Origin of the sequence: Tsukamurella ocularis (genome assembly GCF_024807615.1) — a bacterium.
In the GTDB taxonomy this organism is placed as follows: domain Bacteria; phylum Actinomycetota; class Actinomycetes; order Mycobacteriales; family Mycobacteriaceae; genus Tsukamurella; species Tsukamurella ocularis.
In genome coordinates this window covers 1-14,797 of the sequence record NZ_JANUCJ010000001.1, presented here as the reverse complement: position 1 = coordinate 14,797, position 14,797 = coordinate 1, and the positions used below count along the sequence as shown (strand labels likewise).

Genomic DNA, 14,797 nt, shown 5'->3' with positions numbered 1-14,797 from the left:
GACGCCTCAGGGCCCCGCGCGGTTCCCGATACGCTGACCGCATGCAGATCACCGTGGTCGACCACCCCCTGGCCGCCGTCCGCCTCACCGCGCTCCGCGCCGAGGCCACCGACAACGCCTCCTTCCGCGCCGCGCTCAAGGAGCTCACCCAGATGCTGGTCTACGAGGCCATGCGCGACGCCGCCGTCGCCGCCGTGACGGTGACGACCCCGCTTGAGGACACCGACGGTGCGGCGCTCGCGAAGCCGCCGCTGCTGGTGCCGGTGCTGCGCGCCGGCCTGGGCATGGTCGACCAGGCGCACGCGATGCTGCCGGAGTCGCAGGTGGGCTTCGTCGGCATGGGGCGCAACGAGGAGACGCACGTCCCCGAGCCCTACTTCCAGTCGCTGCCCGCCGATCTCGCGGGGCGTCCCGTCTTCGTGCTCGACCCGATGCTCGCGACCGGCGGCTCGATGGTGGAGACGCTGAGCCTGCTCGCGCAGCGCGGCGCGACCGATGTGACCGCGGTGTGCGTCGTCGCGGCGCCCGAGGGCGTGCAGGCGCTCGCCGACTGCGGCCACCCCGTCCGCCTGGTGACGGCCACCGTCGACCGGGGGCTGAACGAGAACGCCTACATCGTGCCCGGCCTCGGCGACGCCGGCGACCGCCAGTTCGGCCCGCGCTGGACCTGATCCACGGATCGGCGGCGGCTACGGTGCCGCCCAGAAGCCCGTCGCCGGCTCGGCGAACTCGCCCGATGAGGTGCTGATCACCAGGCCGGCGGGGGTGATGTTGATCGTCGCGTCCGGGGCGCGGGCGACCCAGCCGGGGCCCGCAGGTAGGACACCCTCGATACGGGTGCCGGAGCCGGTGTCGGTGCGCCAGCCCGAGTAGTACAACGCATCCCCGCGGCTGCAGACGACGGCCTGCGAGGTGGCGGTCAGGACCATCATCCGGGCGGCGTCGCCCTCCGCGCAGCGTGCCGGGGTCCCCAGGAAGCCGAGGCCGTCGGTCCCGGGGATCGACGGTGCGGGCGTGCTCGGCTGATCGGAGGACGGCGCCGGGGTGGCCGATGCGGAACTCAACGGCCCGGACGGCTGTGCCTCAGCCGCGGTCGCCGCGGTGGGTCGTTTGCCGCTGACGTAGGCGCTCGCGGCCACCGCGGCCGCGACCACGATGAGCACCCCCACCACGACCGCTGCCGCGATCACTCGCCCGCGTGCGCGGTCGGCCGGGCGCACTGGGCGGGTCACCCGAAGGCCGCCCACTTACGCACCGTGTCGGTCACCGCGGTGAGCCGCTGTCGGGCGCGCGCCTCGGCGCCGCTCGTGTCGCTGTCGACCGCCACCGGCTCGATCACCTCCAGATAGAACTTCGCTTTCGGCTCGGTTCCGGAGGGTCGCACGGTGACCCGGACGCCGTCGCCGCGGAACACCAGCGCGTCCGTCGCGGGGCGGGCCGTCAGAAGATCCTCACAGCCGACGGCGATGTTTGCAACCTCAACGGGCGGGTCTGCGCGCAGGGCGGCCATGATCGCGGCGATCCGCGTGACGTCGTCCACGCGCAGTGCGTACTGGCCCGACAGGTACACGCCGTGCCTGCGGTACAGCGTGTCCAGCGCGTCCGGCAGTCCGCTCTCCTGCGCCTTCAGCGTGGCCGCGTAACCGGCGGCCACGACCGCCGCGGAGATCCCGTCCTTGTCCCGCACCGTCGATGGGTCGACGCAGAGGCCGAGGGCCTCCTCGTACGCGAAGACGAGCCCGTCTCCGGCCCGCACCAGGTTCTTGAAGCCGGTCAGGGTCCGCGCGTACCGCGCGCCGCGGCTCTCCGCGATCGCGCCGAGCAGTTCCGAGCTCACGATCGTGGTCGCCACGAGCGGGTCCGACGGTGCGCCGTCCAGCGGCACGTCGAGCAGGTGTGCGCCCAGCAGCGAACCCGACTCGTCGCCGGTGAGCATCCGCCAGCCGTCGGTGAAACGGGCGCCCAGGGCGCACCGGTCGGCGTCGGGGTCGAGGGCGATCGCGAGGTCCGCATCCACCCGCTCCGCGAGGGCCAGCAGCAGGTCGGAGGCGCCCGGCTCCTCGGGATTGGGGAAGGCGACCGTTGGGAACTCACCGTCCGGCGCGAACTGCTGCTCCACCACGTGCACGTCGTCGAAGCCGCTGCGGCGCAGGGCCTCCACCGCGGCCTTCCCGCCCACGCCGTGCATGGGCGTCAGCGCGATCCGCAGCGGCACGGCGGGCGCCGGGCGCAGCGTGGACACGCGGTCCAGGTACGCCGTGACCACCTCGGTCGCGCGGGGATCGGCGGGCACCGGCGTCCGCGCGATCTCCGTGGCGGGCGGCGCGGCGGCGATGAGTTTCTCGATTTCTGCGTCGGCGGGGGAGACCAGCTGGGCGCCGCCGTCGAGGTAGACCTTGTAGCCGTTGTCGGCGGGCGGGTTGTGCGAGGCCGTGATCTGGACGCCCGCGACGGCGCCGAGTGCCTTGGTCGCGAACGAGACCCACGGCGTGGGGCCGGGTTCGGGCAGCGCCACCACGGCGAAGCCCTGCGTCGCGAGCACCTCGGTGGCGGCCGCGAAGAAGTCCTCGGATCCGCGTCGCGCGTCGCGCCCGACGACGACGGTGCCGCCGCCCAGGCACTTCGCCGTCAGCCACTCGCCGAGCGCCCAGGTCGTGCGCGTCACCACTGCCACGTTCATGCCCGACGGTCCACCGCGCACCGGGCCCCGCAGGCCCGCCGTGCCGAAGGACAGCGGGGCGGCGAAGCGCTCGGCGAGCTCGTCGCCGCTCAGGGCCTCGAGCTCGGCGCGGGTCGCAGGGTCGGGGTCGCCCTCGATCCAGGCGAGGGCCTCGGCCGCGAGCTCGGCGCTCATCCCTCCATCGCCTCGATCACGTCGGCGAGCAGGCCGCCCATCCGGGCGGCGGCTTCGCGCCCGGCCTCGAGGACCTCCTCGTGGTTGAGCGGCTCCCCGGTGATGCCTGCGGCCAGGTTGGTGACGAGCGAGATCCCCAGCACCGCGGCGTCCTCCGCGCGGGCGGCGATGGTCTCGTGCACCGTCGACATGCCCACCAGATCGGCGCCCAGCGTGCGCAGCATGCGGATCTCCGCCGGGGTCTCGTAGTGCGGGCCCGGCAGGCCCGCATAGACGCCCTCGGTGAGCGACGGGTCCACCTGCTGCGCCAGCGCCCGCAGCGCGGGGGAGTAGGCGTCGACGAGGTTGACGAACTGCGCGCCCACCAAGGGGGAGCGGGCCGTGAGGTTGAGATGGTCGGAGATCAGCACCGGCTCGCCCACGAACATGCCCTCGCGGAGGCCGCCCGCGGCGTTGGTGAGGATCACCGTCTTCGCGCCGGCCGCGCACGCGGTGCGCACCGGGTGGACGACGCGGGAGAGGTCGTGCCCCTCGTAGGCGTGGGTGCGGCCCAGTAGGACCAGCACCCGCTTGCCGCCGACGACCACCGCCGAGGCCGTGCCCTTGTGGCCGGCCGCGCTGGGCGGCGCGAAGTGGGGCAGCTCGGCCATCGGGACGGAGCCGACGGCGGTGCCGCGCGCCGTGAGCGCGTCGGCGGCGGGGGCCCAGCCGGAGCCGAGGACGACCGCCACGTCGAAGCGCTCACCTCCGGTCGCCGCGATGAGCGCGTCGGCCGCCTCCCGGGCCGCCGCGGTGGGATCGTCGATGCCGGTGTCGCGTGCAGTCTGCGCCATGGGCACCGATGCTAGCGGCTATCGTGATCGCCATGCCTTACGTCACGCGCACCGACGACGTCTTCACTCTGTTCCTGGGCGATGAGGGCGTCGAGCTCTCGGAGACCAACCCGGAGAATCGCTTCTCCCCGGACTGGGTCGACGCGGTGCACGCCCGCCTCGACGAGATCGAGGCGCAGGCGGCGGGGGCGCCCGCGGCGCTGGTCGTCACCGCGACCGGCAAGTTCTTCTCGAACGGCCTCGACGTCATGTACATCCTGGCGAACGTCGGCGAGCTGCCCGGCTACCTGGACCGCGTGCACACGGTCTTCAGCCGCCTGCTGACCTTCCCGATGACCACCGTCGCCGCGATCAATGGACACGCCTTCGGCGCCGGCGCCATGCTGGCACTGTCGTGCGACTTCGCGGTGATGCGCGACGACCGCGGCTTCTTCTGCCTCCCCGAGGTCAGCCTCAAGATGGGCTTCACCGTCGGCATGGCCAGCCTGCTGCGGTCGCGCCTGCCTTACCAGACGGCGGTCGAGGCGATGACCACCGGACGTCGCTACGGCGGCGTCGACGCCGTCGCTGCGGGCATCGTCCAGGCGGCGGTCTCGGAGGCCGAGCTGCTGCCGACCGCGACCGCCCGGGCGGCGGCGAACGCCGCCGCCGACGGCCCCACGCTGAACAAGATCAAGAACGATCTGCACACGCACCTCGTCGCCGACCTCGCCGTTCCGACGACCGAAGTCAAGTTCGGCTGACGGTGACCGGCCGCGTCACCTCCGTTCTGGAGGCGCTCACCGGCACCGTCGACCGCGCGCTGGGCGACCTGGTCGCGGTCAGCCACGAGATCCACGCCCGCCCCGAGCTGGCCTTCGAGGAGCGGTTCGCGTCGGCGCTGCTGGCCGACGCCCTCGCGGGGCACGGCTTCGCCGTCGAGCGCCGTGTGGCGGACCTCGACACCGCGTTCGTCGGTAGGTCCGGCAGTGGGCCGCTGCGCGTCGCCGTCTTCGCTGAGTACGACGCCCTGCCCGGCATCGGGCACGCCTGCGGGCACAACATCATCGCCGCGGCGGGGCTCGGCGCGGGCCTCGCGCTCGCGTCCGTCGCGGACGAGCTGGGCCTCACCGTGGAGGTATACGGGACCCCCGCCGAGGAGTCGGGGGGCGGCAAGGTGCTCATGCTGCAACGCGGCGCGTTCGACGGCGTCGCGTACGCGGGCATGGTCCACCCCGCCCCGTTCGACGTGGTGCGCACGCGCACCCTCGCCCTGGCGGATCTCGCGATCCGGTTCTCCGGCCGCGAGGCGCATGCCTCGGCGGCGCCGTGGGCCGGCCGGAACGCGGGCGACGCCGCGACTGTCGCGCAGGTCGCGCTGGGCCTGCTGCGGCAGCACCTCGAACCGGGACAACAGTTGCACGGCATCGTCAGCGAGGGCGGGGCCGCGCCCAACGTGGTGCCTGCCGCGGCGGAACTGCTCTATTACCTGCGCGCGGACGACGTGGAGTCGCTGGAGCGGCTCGCGGTCCGGGCGGGCGACTGCTTCGCCGCAGGTGCGCTCGCGGCCGGGTGCACACACTCGATCGGCGAGGTCTCTCCGGCCTACACCGAGTTGCGCAGCGATGACGCCCTCGCCGTCGCGTACCGCGCCGCCGCAGTCGCGATCGGCCGGGAACCGGTGGCTCCGGAGTTCGAGCGGCTGGTGCCGCTGGGGAGTACCGACATGGGCAATGTGAGCCACGCTGTACCGTCGATCCATCCGCTGATCGGCCTCGAGACCGACGGGGCCGTGACCCATCAGCCGGAGTTCACGGCCGCCGCCGCCACCGAATCCGCCGATCGGGCCGTTCGCGATGGTGCGCTGGCCCTGGCCGCAGCCTTCGCTGCGGTCGCGGAGGACGAGGACGAGCGCGCGCGGCTGCTGATCGGGGCCGGGCGACGCGGCAGCGATGGAGGCGGACGTTGAGCGGCACGGCGAGCGGAACTGCGGGCGAGGATCTCTCGAGGGCCGCCTACGTCGATCGGTGGTTGCAGCGCAAGGGCGACTGGCTCCGTGAGTTCCGGCGCGACCTGCATGCCCACCCTGAGCTGTCGTGGCGCGAGCAGCGCACCACGAGCGTGGTCTTCGAGGCCTTGGCCGCCGCGGGCCTGCACCCCCGGAAGCTCTCGACCACCGGTCTGATCTGCGACCTCGGTCCCGCTGAAGGGGATCGGGTAGCCCTGCGCGCAGACATGGATGCGCTACCGATCCACGAGGCCACGGGTCTCGACTTCCAGTCCACCACCCCGGGCGTCTCGCACGCGTGCGGGCACGATGCGCACACGTCGATCCTGCTCGGCACCGGGCTTGCCCTTGCCGAGCTGGACCGGGCAGGCCGGCTGCCGGTGGGCGTGCGGCTGATCTTCCAGCCCGCCGAGGAGGTCATGCCGGGCGGCGCGCTGTCCGCGGTGCGCGACGAGGTGATGCAGGGGGTCTCCCGCATCTACGCGTTGCACTGCGATCCGCGCGTCGAGGTGGGTCGGATCGGCGTCCGCTCCGGCGCCATCACCTCCGCCGCCGACCACGTCGAGGTGATCCTGCATTCGCCCGGTGGGCACACGTCGAGGCCGCACCTGACCACTGACCTGATCTATGCGATGGGCACCGTCATCACCGGGCTACCTGGCGTGCTGTCGCGTCGCGTGGACCCCCGCTCCGGCACGATCATGGTGTGGGGCGCCGCGAACGCGGGGTCCGCGCCGAACGCCATCCCGCAGATCGGCGCGCTGCACGGCACCGTTCGCACCGGCGAGCATCAGATCTGGGAGTCGCTGGAGCCACTCGTGCGCGAGATCATCGCCGAGCTGCTCGCGCCGCTGCGGATCAAGCACGAGGTCAACTACACTCGCGGCGTCCCGCCTGTCATCAACGACCACCTGGCCGCCACCCGTCTCGCCGACGCCGCGCGCGCCGTCGCGCCTGACGGGGTCGTCGACACCCCGCAGTCCGGCGGCGGCGAGGACTTCTCCTGGTACCTGGAGGAGTCGCCGGGCGCCATGGCGAGGTTGGGCGTCTGGTCCGGCGAGGGCCGCCAGTACGACCTGCACCAGCCCGATTTCGTGCTCGACGAGCGCGCGCTCGAGATGGGCGTGAAGGTCTTCACGAACGTGGTATTCGCCTCCGAGCGCTGATCGCCGTCGCGCGGCCGTACCCGCGCTGACGAGAGTCGTCGATGCGGCACTGCGCACCTGGTGGCGCCGTGCCTCGCGGTGGTGATGGTGGCGTGATCAGCTGTCGCCCCGCACGAGTGCGTCGCCGAGCACGGTGCGGCGGTAGAGGACCCGGCGTCCGTACCGCGAGCTCTCGACGATCCCGCTGGCACCCAGCACTTTCAGGCTCTGCGACACGGCCGACGGCGAGATCCCCAGCGCAGCGGCGAGATCGACCACGGCGGCAGGCTCGACGAGGGTGGTGAGGAGGTCCGCCTTCGCCGCGCCGATGAGTCGTCGCAGCGCTTCATCGGCCACCGGAGCAACGGATTCCGCAAGGGTCGCCGCGCCGCGGGCCGGGTAGCCGATGTGCGGCGCGGTGCGGGTGGGGTCGTGAGCGGTGGTGATCTTGGTGGTGAAGACGCTCGGCATCAGCGTCAGGCCGAGCCCGGGGGAGCGGACCTCCCCCGAGACCACCGAGCACGACATGTCGACGCTCAGCTCACCGGTGCGGCGCCACTCGACCCGCGGGCTCAGCGATTCGAAGAGCCGCGTGGGTCCGCCCACGGCGAGCTCGCGGCCGCGGAAGACGACGTCGGACTCCAGGATCCGCTGCACCGACGGCCACACGGGCGCGACGGCCACGCGGTGATAGGCGGCCAGGGCGTCGGCGACGACGGGCGCGGGATTCTCGAGGGCGATCAGACGCGCGAGGGGCTCCGACGGTGCCGTGCCTTCCGCCAGCTCGACCAGCTCGGCGCGCGCCCTCTGAGAGTCCGTGACGCGGACCGCGTCGAGGTGCGCCTCGAACGTTGGCCGGACGTCTGCCTGTGCGGTCACCGGGGTGAGGAAATCGGGGATCTGCTTGCCAGACGGCGAGACCAGCGCATCAATCGTCTGGCGGTCGTACTCTCCGCGGTGTGCGTTCGCCTCGCCCCGCCACCCGGCCAGGTGGTGCGCGCTGTCGTAGACCTTGTTGAGATGGAACAGGCTCAGCACGGTCTCGTTGAGCGGCGACACGACGAAGCGGGCGTCGGCCAGATCGCCGACGTCCAACAGGTAGGTCAACATGTAGGCGCCACCTAATTCATTGGAACCCGCGACGGGGTTCGTGTGTGCTCGGGGTATGAGCGAATACCGAGAGCACTGGAACCTGACGGCGGATCCTCCGACGGCAGCAGTCTACGCCCGCATGGCGGACGCGCACGACCGATCCGCGTGGGACCGGGAGGCTCGGAACCGGGTGCGGCGCACCGTTGAACCCGGACGACGGGGCGTGCGTCCCGGGATGGCCCGTGCCCTGCGGCGGTTGGCCGCGGCGATCGAGCCGGCGCCGGCGACGTGCGGGTCCGAGACGGCCTGAGCGGTTCTACTCCGGGCCGTCCGCGGACGCGCCCGGGCCCGGACCGACGTTGCGGGATTCGCGGGTGCGGATGTCGAGGACGTACTCCTCGGGGGCACCGGCGATGTACGCGGCATCGGCCATCACGCCTAGGTAGCGGGCCGACGGGAGGCCGCCCTCGAAGGCGTCGACCACGTACAGCCAGGCCAGGGTGGAGCCGCCGCCCGTGAGCTCCACGCGCACCTTGAGCTTGACGTGGATGCCCAGCTCCGAGCCCTCCCACCGGTCGAGCGAGACCTCGTCGTCGCTGGTCACGTCGTAGAGCACCACGAAGACCTTGGCGTCCGGATCCGACGGGTCCTCGGTGACGGTCGCGAGCGCGCCCTCCCACCCGATGTCCTCGCCGGAGAAGGTCAGGCGCCAGCCGCGCAACCACCCCGTACCGGACATCGGCGAGTGCGGGGCGCGCTCGGCCATCTGGTCGGGGTGCATATTGGAGCCGTAGGCGGCGTAGATCGGCACAGGTCAGACTCTAGCGCGCCGGTCCGGGAGAGCGTCGCTGGCGCGACGGTGCCCGCACGCGGCGTGGCCGCGGACGATAGCGTTGCAGGCATGACGAACATCGTGATCATCGGCGGCGGTCCGGCGGGGTACGAAGCAGCACTGGTGGCGGTGGCGCACGGCGGCGACGTCACGGTGATCGAGTCCGACGGGATCGGTGGGGCCTGCGTCCTGTACGACTGCGTCCCGTCGAAGACCTTCATCGCCTCGACCGGCATCCGCACCGAGACCCGGCGCGCCGTCGACCTGGGCATCGAGCTGCATTTCGAGCGCGTCGAGATCGACGTCGAGCGGATCAACGCGCGCGTCAAAGACCTGGCCACGGCGCAGTCCGCCGACATCCGCGCCCGCCTCGCCGGCGAGGGCGTGCGGATCATCCGCGGCCGCGCGACGCTCGCGCCCACGGCGTCGGGGATGGCCCACCACGAGGTGAACGTCGTCACCCCGTCCGGCGGCGAGCAGGCCTTCGAGGCCGACGTGGTTCTCGTCGCCACCGGCGCGTCGCCCCGCGTGCTGGAATCCGCTCGGCCCGACGGCGAGAAGATCCTGACCTGGCGGCAGCTGTACGACCTCGAAGAGCTCCCGACGCATCTCGTGGTCGTCGGCTCCGGCGTCACCGGCGCGGAGTTCGTGCACGCCTACACCGAGCTCGGCATCAAGGTCACCCTCGTCAGCTCCCGCGACCGTGTGCTCCCGCACGAGGACGAGGACGCCGCCCTGGTGCTGGAGGATGCGCTGCTCGACCGCGGCGTCTCGCTGGTCAAGCGCGCGTACGCCGACAAGGTGGAGCGCACGGAGGACGGCGTCGTCGTGCGCCTGACCGACGGCCGCACCGTCGAGGGCTCGCACTGCCTCATGACCGTCGGCTCGATCCCGAACACCGCGGGCATCGGCCTCGAGGACGTGGGCATCGAGCTGAACAAGGGCGGCTACATCCCTGTCGACCGCGTTTCGCGGACCAAGGTGCCCGGCATCTACGCTGCCGGAGACTGCACCGGCGTGTTGCCGCTGGCCTCCGTCGCCGCGATGCAGGGCCGCGTCGCTATGTACCACGCGCTCGGCGAGGGCGTCTCGCCCGTGAAGCTCAAGACCGTCTCGTCGGCGATCTTCACCCGCCCGGAGATCGCGACCGTCGGCGTCTCCCAGGCCGCGATCGACGACGGGACGTATCAGGCCCGCACCGTCATGCTGCCGCTCGCGACCAACCCGCGCGCCAAGATGTCCGGCCTCAAGCGTGGCTTCGTCAAGATCTTCTGCCGCCCCAACACGGGGCTGGTCATCGGCGGAGTCGTAGTGGCTCCCAACGCCTCCGAGCTGATCCTGCCGCTCACCGTCGCGGTGCAGAACGGCCTCACGGTCGACGACGTGGCGCAGACCTTCTCCGTGTACCCGTCGCTGTCCGGCTCGGTCACCGAGGCCGCGCGACAGCTGATGCGCCAGGACGACCTGGCCTAGCCGTCCGGCGGTGAGCGATCGGGACGGCGTCTTCGAGGCGCTGCGGCCCCGGCTGTTCGGGGTGGCGTACAGGGTGCTCGCGTCAGTGCCCGACGCTGAGGACGTGGTGCAGGACGCGTGGCTGCGCTGGCGCGGCGTCGACGACGGTTCCGTCCGCGATCCCGAGGCGTTCCTTGTGGTGACGGTGACCCGCCTCGCGCTCAACCTGGCGCAGTCGGCGCGGGTGCGCCGCGAGCAGTACGTCGGGGAGTGGTTCCCGACGCCGGTCGATACCGCCGCCGATCCCGCCCTCGGCGCAGAGCGGGCGGAGGCGGTGGAGCTCGCGGTGGTGCACGTGCTGCAGCGGCTCGCGCCCGAGGCGCGGGCCGCGTACGTGCTTCGCGAGGCCTTCGACCACCCGTATCCGCGGATCGCGGAGATCCTCCAGATGCAGGAGCCGGCCGTGCGAAAGCTGGTCAGCCGCGCCCGCACCCAGGTCGCGGGGGAGCGGCGCACCACGGCCACCCGCGAGCGGGTCCGCGCGCTGCTTGACGCCTTCCTCGCCGCGGCGCACGCCGGCGACGTCGCGGGGCTCGAGGCCGTGCTCGTTGCCGACGTAGTCAGCGAGACCGACGGCGGTGGCGCGCGTCGGGCCGGACGTCGCCCGGTGGTCGGGGGCAACGCCGTGGCGCGCTTCGTCGCCGGCTTCTCCGTGCGCTTCATGTCCGACGCGTCCGCACGGATCGTCGAGGTCAACGGTCTGCCGGGCGCGGTCTTCACCCTCGACGGTGCGCCCGTCGCGCTGCTCTGCCCGACGGCCTCGGATGCCGGCCTGACGCGCTTGATGTGGGTCCTGAACCCCGAGAAGCTGGGCGATTTCGCCTGACGGTCACAGATCGCCGCGCCGTTCGGTCCTTGGTGTGGAGGCCCGAACGGTTCGGGTCGGATCGAGAGGACGAGGACATGGCGAGGTTCGTGGTGATCGGCGGCACCGGGCTGATCGGGTCGAAGGTGGTGTCGGGACTGGCCGCGGCGGGGCACGAGGCGGTTGCGGGCGCACCGAGCACCGGCGTGAACGCGGTGACCGGCGAGGGACTGTCTGCGGCGCTCGTGGGCGCCGACGGCGTCGTGGATGTCGCGAACTCACCGTCGTTCGAGGACGCCGCAGTGTTGGAGTTCTTCACCCGTGCCACGACGAACCTCCTCGCCGCGGCGCGGGCCGCGGGGGTCGGCCACTACGTGGCGCTGTCGGTCGTGGGCACTGAGCGGCTCGAGGAGAGCGGCTACTTCCGCGGGAAGATCGCGCAGGAGGAGCTGATCGAAGCCGGCGACATGCCGTTCACGATCGTCCGCGCCACCCAGTTCTTCGAGTTCGTCCCGGGCATTGCCGCCGCTTCGGAGGCCGGCGGGGCGGTTCGCCTGCCGGGCGCGCGCATCCAGCCGATCTCCTCCGACGACGTGGCCGCGGCTGTCGTGCGCGCCGTGCTCGGGGACCCGGTCGACGGCCGCACCGAGGTTGCGGGCCCGGACGTCTTCGCCCTCGACGACCTGGTCCGCAGGGCGCTCGCCGAGGCGGGAGACGCACGCACCGTCGTCCGCGACCCCGAAGCCGCGTACTTCGGTGCACACCTGCAGGCCGACACCCTGCTGCCGGGTCCGGACGCGGAGATCGCGACTACGGGCTTCTTCGGCTGATCAGCGCGAGGGTGCAGCGGCAGGAGGACGAGCAGCTCCACCGAGGCCATCACCTCCGTGGTGATGGCGGCGCCGCGATCGAGGAGGCCCGGCGACCTCGTCGGGCGCCCTAGGTCGTCCAGCGCCCCTCGTTCGCGTCCGTTCTCGCAATCCGAAGCGTAGATTCGCGCACCGCGGAAACCGGGGTCGGGCTGGGGCCGGTTCAGCCGAAGAATTCGGCGGCGTCGTCGTAGCGGTCGCGGGGGACGCGTTTGAGTTGTTTGACGGCTTCGGCGAGGGGGACGAGGGTGATTTGGGTGCCGTGGAGGGAGACCATTTGTCCGGTGGTGCCGGCGTGGGCGGCGTGGGCGGCGTTGACGCCGTAGCGGGTGGCGAGGACGCGGTCGGCGGGGGTGGGGGTGCCGCCGCGTTGGACGTGGCCGAGGACGGTGGTGCGGACTTCTTTGTTGATGCGTTTTTCGATTTCGATGCCGAGTTGGTGGGCGACGCCGGTGAAGCGTTCGTGGCCGAATTCGTCGGTGCCGCCGAGGCGTAGTTCCATGGTGTTTTCGGCGGGTTTGGCGCCTTCGGCGACGACGACGATGAAGCTGGCGTGGCCGCGTTGGAAGCGGCGTTTGATCATGGTGCAGAGTTCTTCGACGTCGAAGGGGACTTCGGGGATGAGGACGGCGTGGGCGCCGGAGGCGATGCCGGAGTTGAGGGCGATCCAGCCGGCGTGGCGGCCCATGACTTCGACGAGCATGACGCGTTGGTGTGATTCGGCGGTGGAGTGGAGGCGGTCGATGGCGTCGGTGGCGATGGTCAGGGCGGTGTCGAAGCCGAAGGTGACGTCGGTGCAGTCGATGTCGTTGTCGATGGTCTTGGGGACGCCGATGACGGGGACGCCTTCGTCGGCGAGCCAGGAGGCGGCGGTGAGGGTGCCTTCGCCGCCGATGGGGATGAGGACGTCGATGCCGTTGTCGTCGAGGGTGGCTTTGATGCGGTCGAGGCCGGCTTTGAGGATGTCGGGGTGGGTGCGGGCGGTGCCGAGTATGGTGCCGCCTTTGGTCAATAACCGGTCGTTGCGGTCGTCGTTGGATAGGTGGATGCGGCGGTCTTCGAGGAGGCCGCGCCAGCCGTCTTGGAATCCGACGACGGCGGATCCGTAGCGGGAGTCGCTGGTGCGGACCACCGCGCGGATAACCGCGTTCAGGCCGGGGCAGTCACCACCACCGGTCAACACTCCGATGCGCACTTCGTGTCCCCTTCGTTCTAGGAACGAGGCCGTCCGGCCATCGTCGTTCTCGCCTCATCAGACGCGGATCGGAACGTTTCGACAACGGCGGTGCCCATATGGGCACGCACTGACGTCCGGAAGATCTACGCTGAGGGCGGCGGACGTCCCGCCCGCGACGCTGTTGAGGGAGGCACCGATGGGGTCCATGGGTCCGGCCGAAGTCGTCCAGGCCGCCGCTATCGCGCGGCGGTTCTACTTCGACGGGAAGTCGAAGATGGAGATCGGTGCCGAGTACGGGCTGTCCCGGTACAAGGTGGCCAGAATCCTGGACGCGAGCCTCGAGTCGGGCCTGGTCCGCATCGAGATCAACACCGACGCCGCTGTCGACGCGGACCTCTCTGAGCGGCTGCGCCGCGCGTACGGCCTGCGTCGCGCGCTGGTCGCCACCGGCTCGTTCACCGATTTCGACGGCCTCCGGCACGGCCTCGGCCGGGTGGCTGCGGACCTGCTCAGCGAGGTCGTGACCGAGTCGGACGTGCTCGGCGTCGGCTGGGGGCGCACCCTGGATGCGATGGCGCAGCACGTCCGGGACCTGCCGCCGTGCACGATCGTCCAGATGTCCGGCGTGGTGGGCGACGTCCAGGCCAGCTCGGTCGACCTGGTGCGTCAGCTGACCTCCGTATCCCGCGGCCCCCAGTACCCCATCTACGCACCCCTCATCATGTCGGACCAGCGGATGAAGGCGGCCCTCGCCCGGCAGCCCGGCGTCGCCACCGCGATGGGACTGTGGAAGCGGATCACCGTCGCCGTGGTCGCCGTCGGCAGTCTCGACCTCACGGGTTCCCAGGTGTACGCCATGCTGTCGGATCAGGGACGGGCGGAACTGGATTCGCTCAACGTCGCCGCCGAGCTGTGTGCCATCCAGTTCGACGCCGCGGGGCGCCCGGTGCGCACGAACTACAGTGGGCGCACGCTGGCGATCTCCTACCGCGAGCTGAGTGCGGTCGATGAGGTGATCGCGATCGCCGGCGGCCATCAGAAGGTGGAAGCCATCCGAGCGAGCCTCATCAGCGGTGTGGTCACGTCCCTCGTCACAGACCGCGAGACCGCCATCTCGCTGCTGCGTGTCGCTCCGGCCGAATCCGCGGATCGCGCCTGATGCCCATATGGGCGTGACGGTTGTCACCCTGATCCGGGGTGCATACGTTCCGTCCTGTGACTCGTCGAACCAAGATTGTCTGCACCCTGGGCCCTGCTGTCGGAACTGATGAGAAGGTTCTTGCTCTTGTCGAGGAGGGGATGGATGTTGCGCGCCTGAATTTCAGTCATGGTGAGCATGCTGATCATGGTGTGAATTACGAGCGTGTGCGTGCTGCGTCGGATAAGACTGGTCGTGCGGTGGGGATTCTCGCGGATCTGCAGGGTCCGAAGATCCGGTTGGGTCGGTTCGCTGGTGATGGCCGGACGGTGTGGGAGACGGGTGAGACGGTGCGGATCACCGTCGATGATGTGGTCGGTACGCATGATCGGGTGTCCACCACGTACAAGGAGCTTGCGCAGGATGCCCGCGCGGGTGATCGGTTGTTGGTCGATGACGGCAAGGTCGGTCTGACGGTGGTCTCGGTCGAGGGCAGCGATGTGGTGTGTGAGGTCACTGAGGGTGGTCCGGTGTCGAACAACAAGGGCGTGTC

At 71.3% G+C, this 14,797-nt stretch carries 16 protein-coding genes; 10 read left to right on the top strand and 6 right to left on the bottom strand.

Annotated features, from left to right (window positions below):
- Positions 1 to 41: 41 nt before the first annotated feature.
- The gene (upp, locus tag HNP44_RS00080; RefSeq protein ID WP_224649098.1) at positions 42 to 671 is read left to right on the top strand and encodes a uracil phosphoribosyltransferase; all 630 of its coding nucleotides are present in this window, start codon (positions 42 to 44) and stop codon (positions 669 to 671) included.
- A gap of 18 nt (positions 672 to 689) precedes the next feature.
- On the opposite strand, the gene HNP44_RS00075 is transcribed toward upp, so the two are convergent.
- Genes HNP44_RS00075 through HNP44_RS00065 form a run of 3 tightly spaced genes read right to left on the bottom strand, consistent with a single transcriptional unit; the run spans position 690 to position 3,687 of the window.
- The gene (locus HNP44_RS00075; RefSeq protein WP_259143827.1) at positions 690 to 1,190 is read right to left on the bottom strand and encodes a hypothetical protein; all 501 of its coding nucleotides are present in this window, start codon (positions 1,188 to 1,190) and stop codon (positions 690 to 692) included.
- A 38-nt stretch (positions 1,191 to 1,228) separates the two neighbouring features.
- The gene (locus HNP44_RS00070; protein WP_259143826.1) at positions 1,229 to 2,854 is read right to left on the bottom strand and encodes a phospho-sugar mutase; all 1,626 of its coding nucleotides are present in this window, start codon (positions 2,852 to 2,854) and stop codon (positions 1,229 to 1,231) included.
- On the bottom strand, positions 2,851 to 3,687 hold the full coding sequence (locus tag HNP44_RS00065) for a purine-nucleoside phosphorylase (RefSeq protein ID WP_259143825.1): 837 nt from the start codon (positions 3,685 to 3,687) through the stop codon (positions 2,851 to 2,853). The genes HNP44_RS00070 and HNP44_RS00065 overlap by 4 nt, the downstream gene beginning before the upstream one ends.
- Positions 3,688 to 3,719: 32 nt before the next feature.
- On the opposite strand from HNP44_RS00065, the gene HNP44_RS00060 reads away from it, so the two are divergent.
- The 3 genes from HNP44_RS00060 to HNP44_RS00050 are packed head-to-tail and all read left to right on the top strand — an operon-like array spanning position 3,720 to position 6,840.
- The gene (locus HNP44_RS00060; RefSeq protein WP_259143824.1) at positions 3,720 to 4,430 is read left to right on the top strand and encodes an enoyl-CoA hydratase/isomerase family protein; all 711 of its coding nucleotides are present in this window, start codon (positions 3,720 to 3,722) and stop codon (positions 4,428 to 4,430) included.
- A 2-nt stretch (positions 4,431 to 4,432) separates the two neighbouring features.
- Positions 4,433 to 5,635, top strand: a complete 1,203-nt coding sequence (locus tag HNP44_RS00055; RefSeq protein WP_374758704.1) for an amidohydrolase — start codon at positions 4,433 to 4,435, stop codon at positions 5,633 to 5,635.
- On the top strand, positions 5,632 to 6,840 hold the full coding sequence (locus HNP44_RS00050; RefSeq protein ID WP_374758703.1) for an amidohydrolase: 1,209 nt from the start codon (positions 5,632 to 5,634) through the stop codon (positions 6,838 to 6,840). Before HNP44_RS00055 ends, HNP44_RS00050 begins: the two co-directional genes overlap by 4 nt.
- Before the next feature lie 96 nt (positions 6,841 to 6,936).
- On the opposite strand, the gene HNP44_RS00045 is transcribed toward HNP44_RS00050, so the two are convergent.
- Positions 6,937 to 7,929 (bottom strand): helix-turn-helix domain-containing protein, encoded by a 993-nt coding sequence (locus tag HNP44_RS00045; RefSeq protein ID WP_259143823.1) that lies wholly within the window; start codon positions 7,927 to 7,929, stop codon positions 6,937 to 6,939.
- A 55-nt stretch (positions 7,930 to 7,984) separates the two neighbouring features.
- Here HNP44_RS00045 and HNP44_RS00040 point away from each other — a divergent pair, with 55 nt between their 5' ends.
- Positions 7,985 to 8,221, top strand: coding sequence for a hypothetical protein (locus HNP44_RS00040; RefSeq protein WP_259143822.1), 237 nt, complete (start codon positions 7,985 to 7,987; stop codon positions 8,219 to 8,221).
- Between the two features lie 6 nt (positions 8,222 to 8,227).
- Here the strand turns inward: HNP44_RS00040 and HNP44_RS00035 are convergent, their stop codons facing one another.
- Entirely contained in the window at positions 8,228 to 8,722 is a 495-nt protein-coding gene (locus HNP44_RS00035; protein ID WP_259143821.1) for a gamma-glutamylcyclotransferase, read from the bottom strand.
- A 90-nt stretch (positions 8,723 to 8,812) separates the two neighbouring features.
- Here HNP44_RS00035 and HNP44_RS00030 point away from each other — a divergent pair, with 90 nt between their 5' ends.
- From HNP44_RS00030 to HNP44_RS00020, 3 genes are all read left to right on the top strand, one after another.
- Positions 8,813 to 10,216: an NAD(P)H-quinone dehydrogenase gene (locus tag HNP44_RS00030; protein WP_259143820.1), complete on the top strand. Its 1,404-nt coding sequence runs from the start codon at positions 8,813 to 8,815 to the stop codon at positions 10,214 to 10,216.
- Positions 10,217 to 10,226: 10 nt separating this feature from the next.
- Positions 10,227 to 11,081: a sigma factor gene (locus HNP44_RS00025; RefSeq protein WP_259143819.1), complete on the top strand. Its 855-nt coding sequence runs from the start codon at positions 10,227 to 10,229 to the stop codon at positions 11,079 to 11,081.
- A 77-nt stretch (positions 11,082 to 11,158) separates the two neighbouring features.
- Positions 11,159 to 11,890, top strand: coding sequence for an SDR family oxidoreductase (locus HNP44_RS00020; RefSeq protein ID WP_259143818.1), 732 nt, complete (start codon positions 11,159 to 11,161; stop codon positions 11,888 to 11,890).
- Positions 11,891 to 12,092: 202 nt separating this feature from the next.
- Here the strand turns inward: HNP44_RS00020 and HNP44_RS00015 are convergent, their stop codons facing one another.
- Positions 12,093 to 13,124, bottom strand: coding sequence for an ATP-dependent 6-phosphofructokinase (locus HNP44_RS00015; RefSeq protein WP_259142959.1), 1,032 nt, complete (start codon positions 13,122 to 13,124; stop codon positions 12,093 to 12,095).
- 187 nt (positions 13,125 to 13,311) lie between these two features.
- Here HNP44_RS00015 and HNP44_RS00010 point away from each other — a divergent pair, with 187 nt between their 5' ends.
- Complete coding sequence (locus HNP44_RS00010; protein WP_259143817.1) at positions 13,312 to 14,265, top strand: sugar-binding transcriptional regulator; 954 nt, start codon at positions 13,312 to 13,314, stop codon at positions 14,263 to 14,265.
- A 56-nt stretch (positions 14,266 to 14,321) separates the two neighbouring features.
- Positions 14,322 to 14,797 (top strand): pyruvate kinase (locus tag HNP44_RS00005; protein ID WP_259143816.1); only part of this gene is annotated, 476 nt, incomplete at its 3' end.

What these genes read in the sequence shown, in the direction of transcription:
- upp (WP_224649098.1), top strand. Translation starts at nt 42, where the DNA reads ATGCAGATCACCGTGGTCGACCACCCCCTGGCCGCCGTCCGCCTCACC.
- HNP44_RS00070 (WP_259143826.1), bottom strand. Translation starts at nt 2,854, where the DNA reads ATGAGCGCCGAGCTCGCGGCCGAGGCCCTCGCCTGGATCGAGGGCGAC.
- HNP44_RS00065 (WP_259143825.1), bottom strand. Translation starts at nt 3,687, where the DNA reads ATGGCGCAGACTGCACGCGACACCGGCATCGACGATCCCACCGCGGCG.
- HNP44_RS00060 (WP_259143824.1), top strand. Translation starts at nt 3,720, where the DNA reads ATGCCTTACGTCACGCGCACCGACGACGTCTTCACTCTGTTCCTGGGC.
- HNP44_RS00045 (WP_259143823.1), bottom strand. Translation starts at nt 7,929, where the DNA reads ATGTTGACCTACCTGTTGGACGTCGGCGATCTGGCCGACGCCCGCTTC.
- HNP44_RS00040 (WP_259143822.1), top strand. Translation starts at nt 7,985, where the DNA reads ATGAGCGAATACCGAGAGCACTGGAACCTGACGGCGGATCCTCCGACG.
- HNP44_RS00030 (WP_259143820.1), top strand. Translation starts at nt 8,813, where the DNA reads ATGACGAACATCGTGATCATCGGCGGCGGTCCGGCGGGGTACGAAGCA.
- HNP44_RS00020 (WP_259143818.1), top strand. Translation starts at nt 11,159, where the DNA reads ATGGCGAGGTTCGTGGTGATCGGCGGCACCGGGCTGATCGGGTCGAAG.
- HNP44_RS00010 (WP_259143817.1), top strand. Translation starts at nt 13,312, where the DNA reads ATGGGTCCGGCCGAAGTCGTCCAGGCCGCCGCTATCGCGCGGCGGTTC.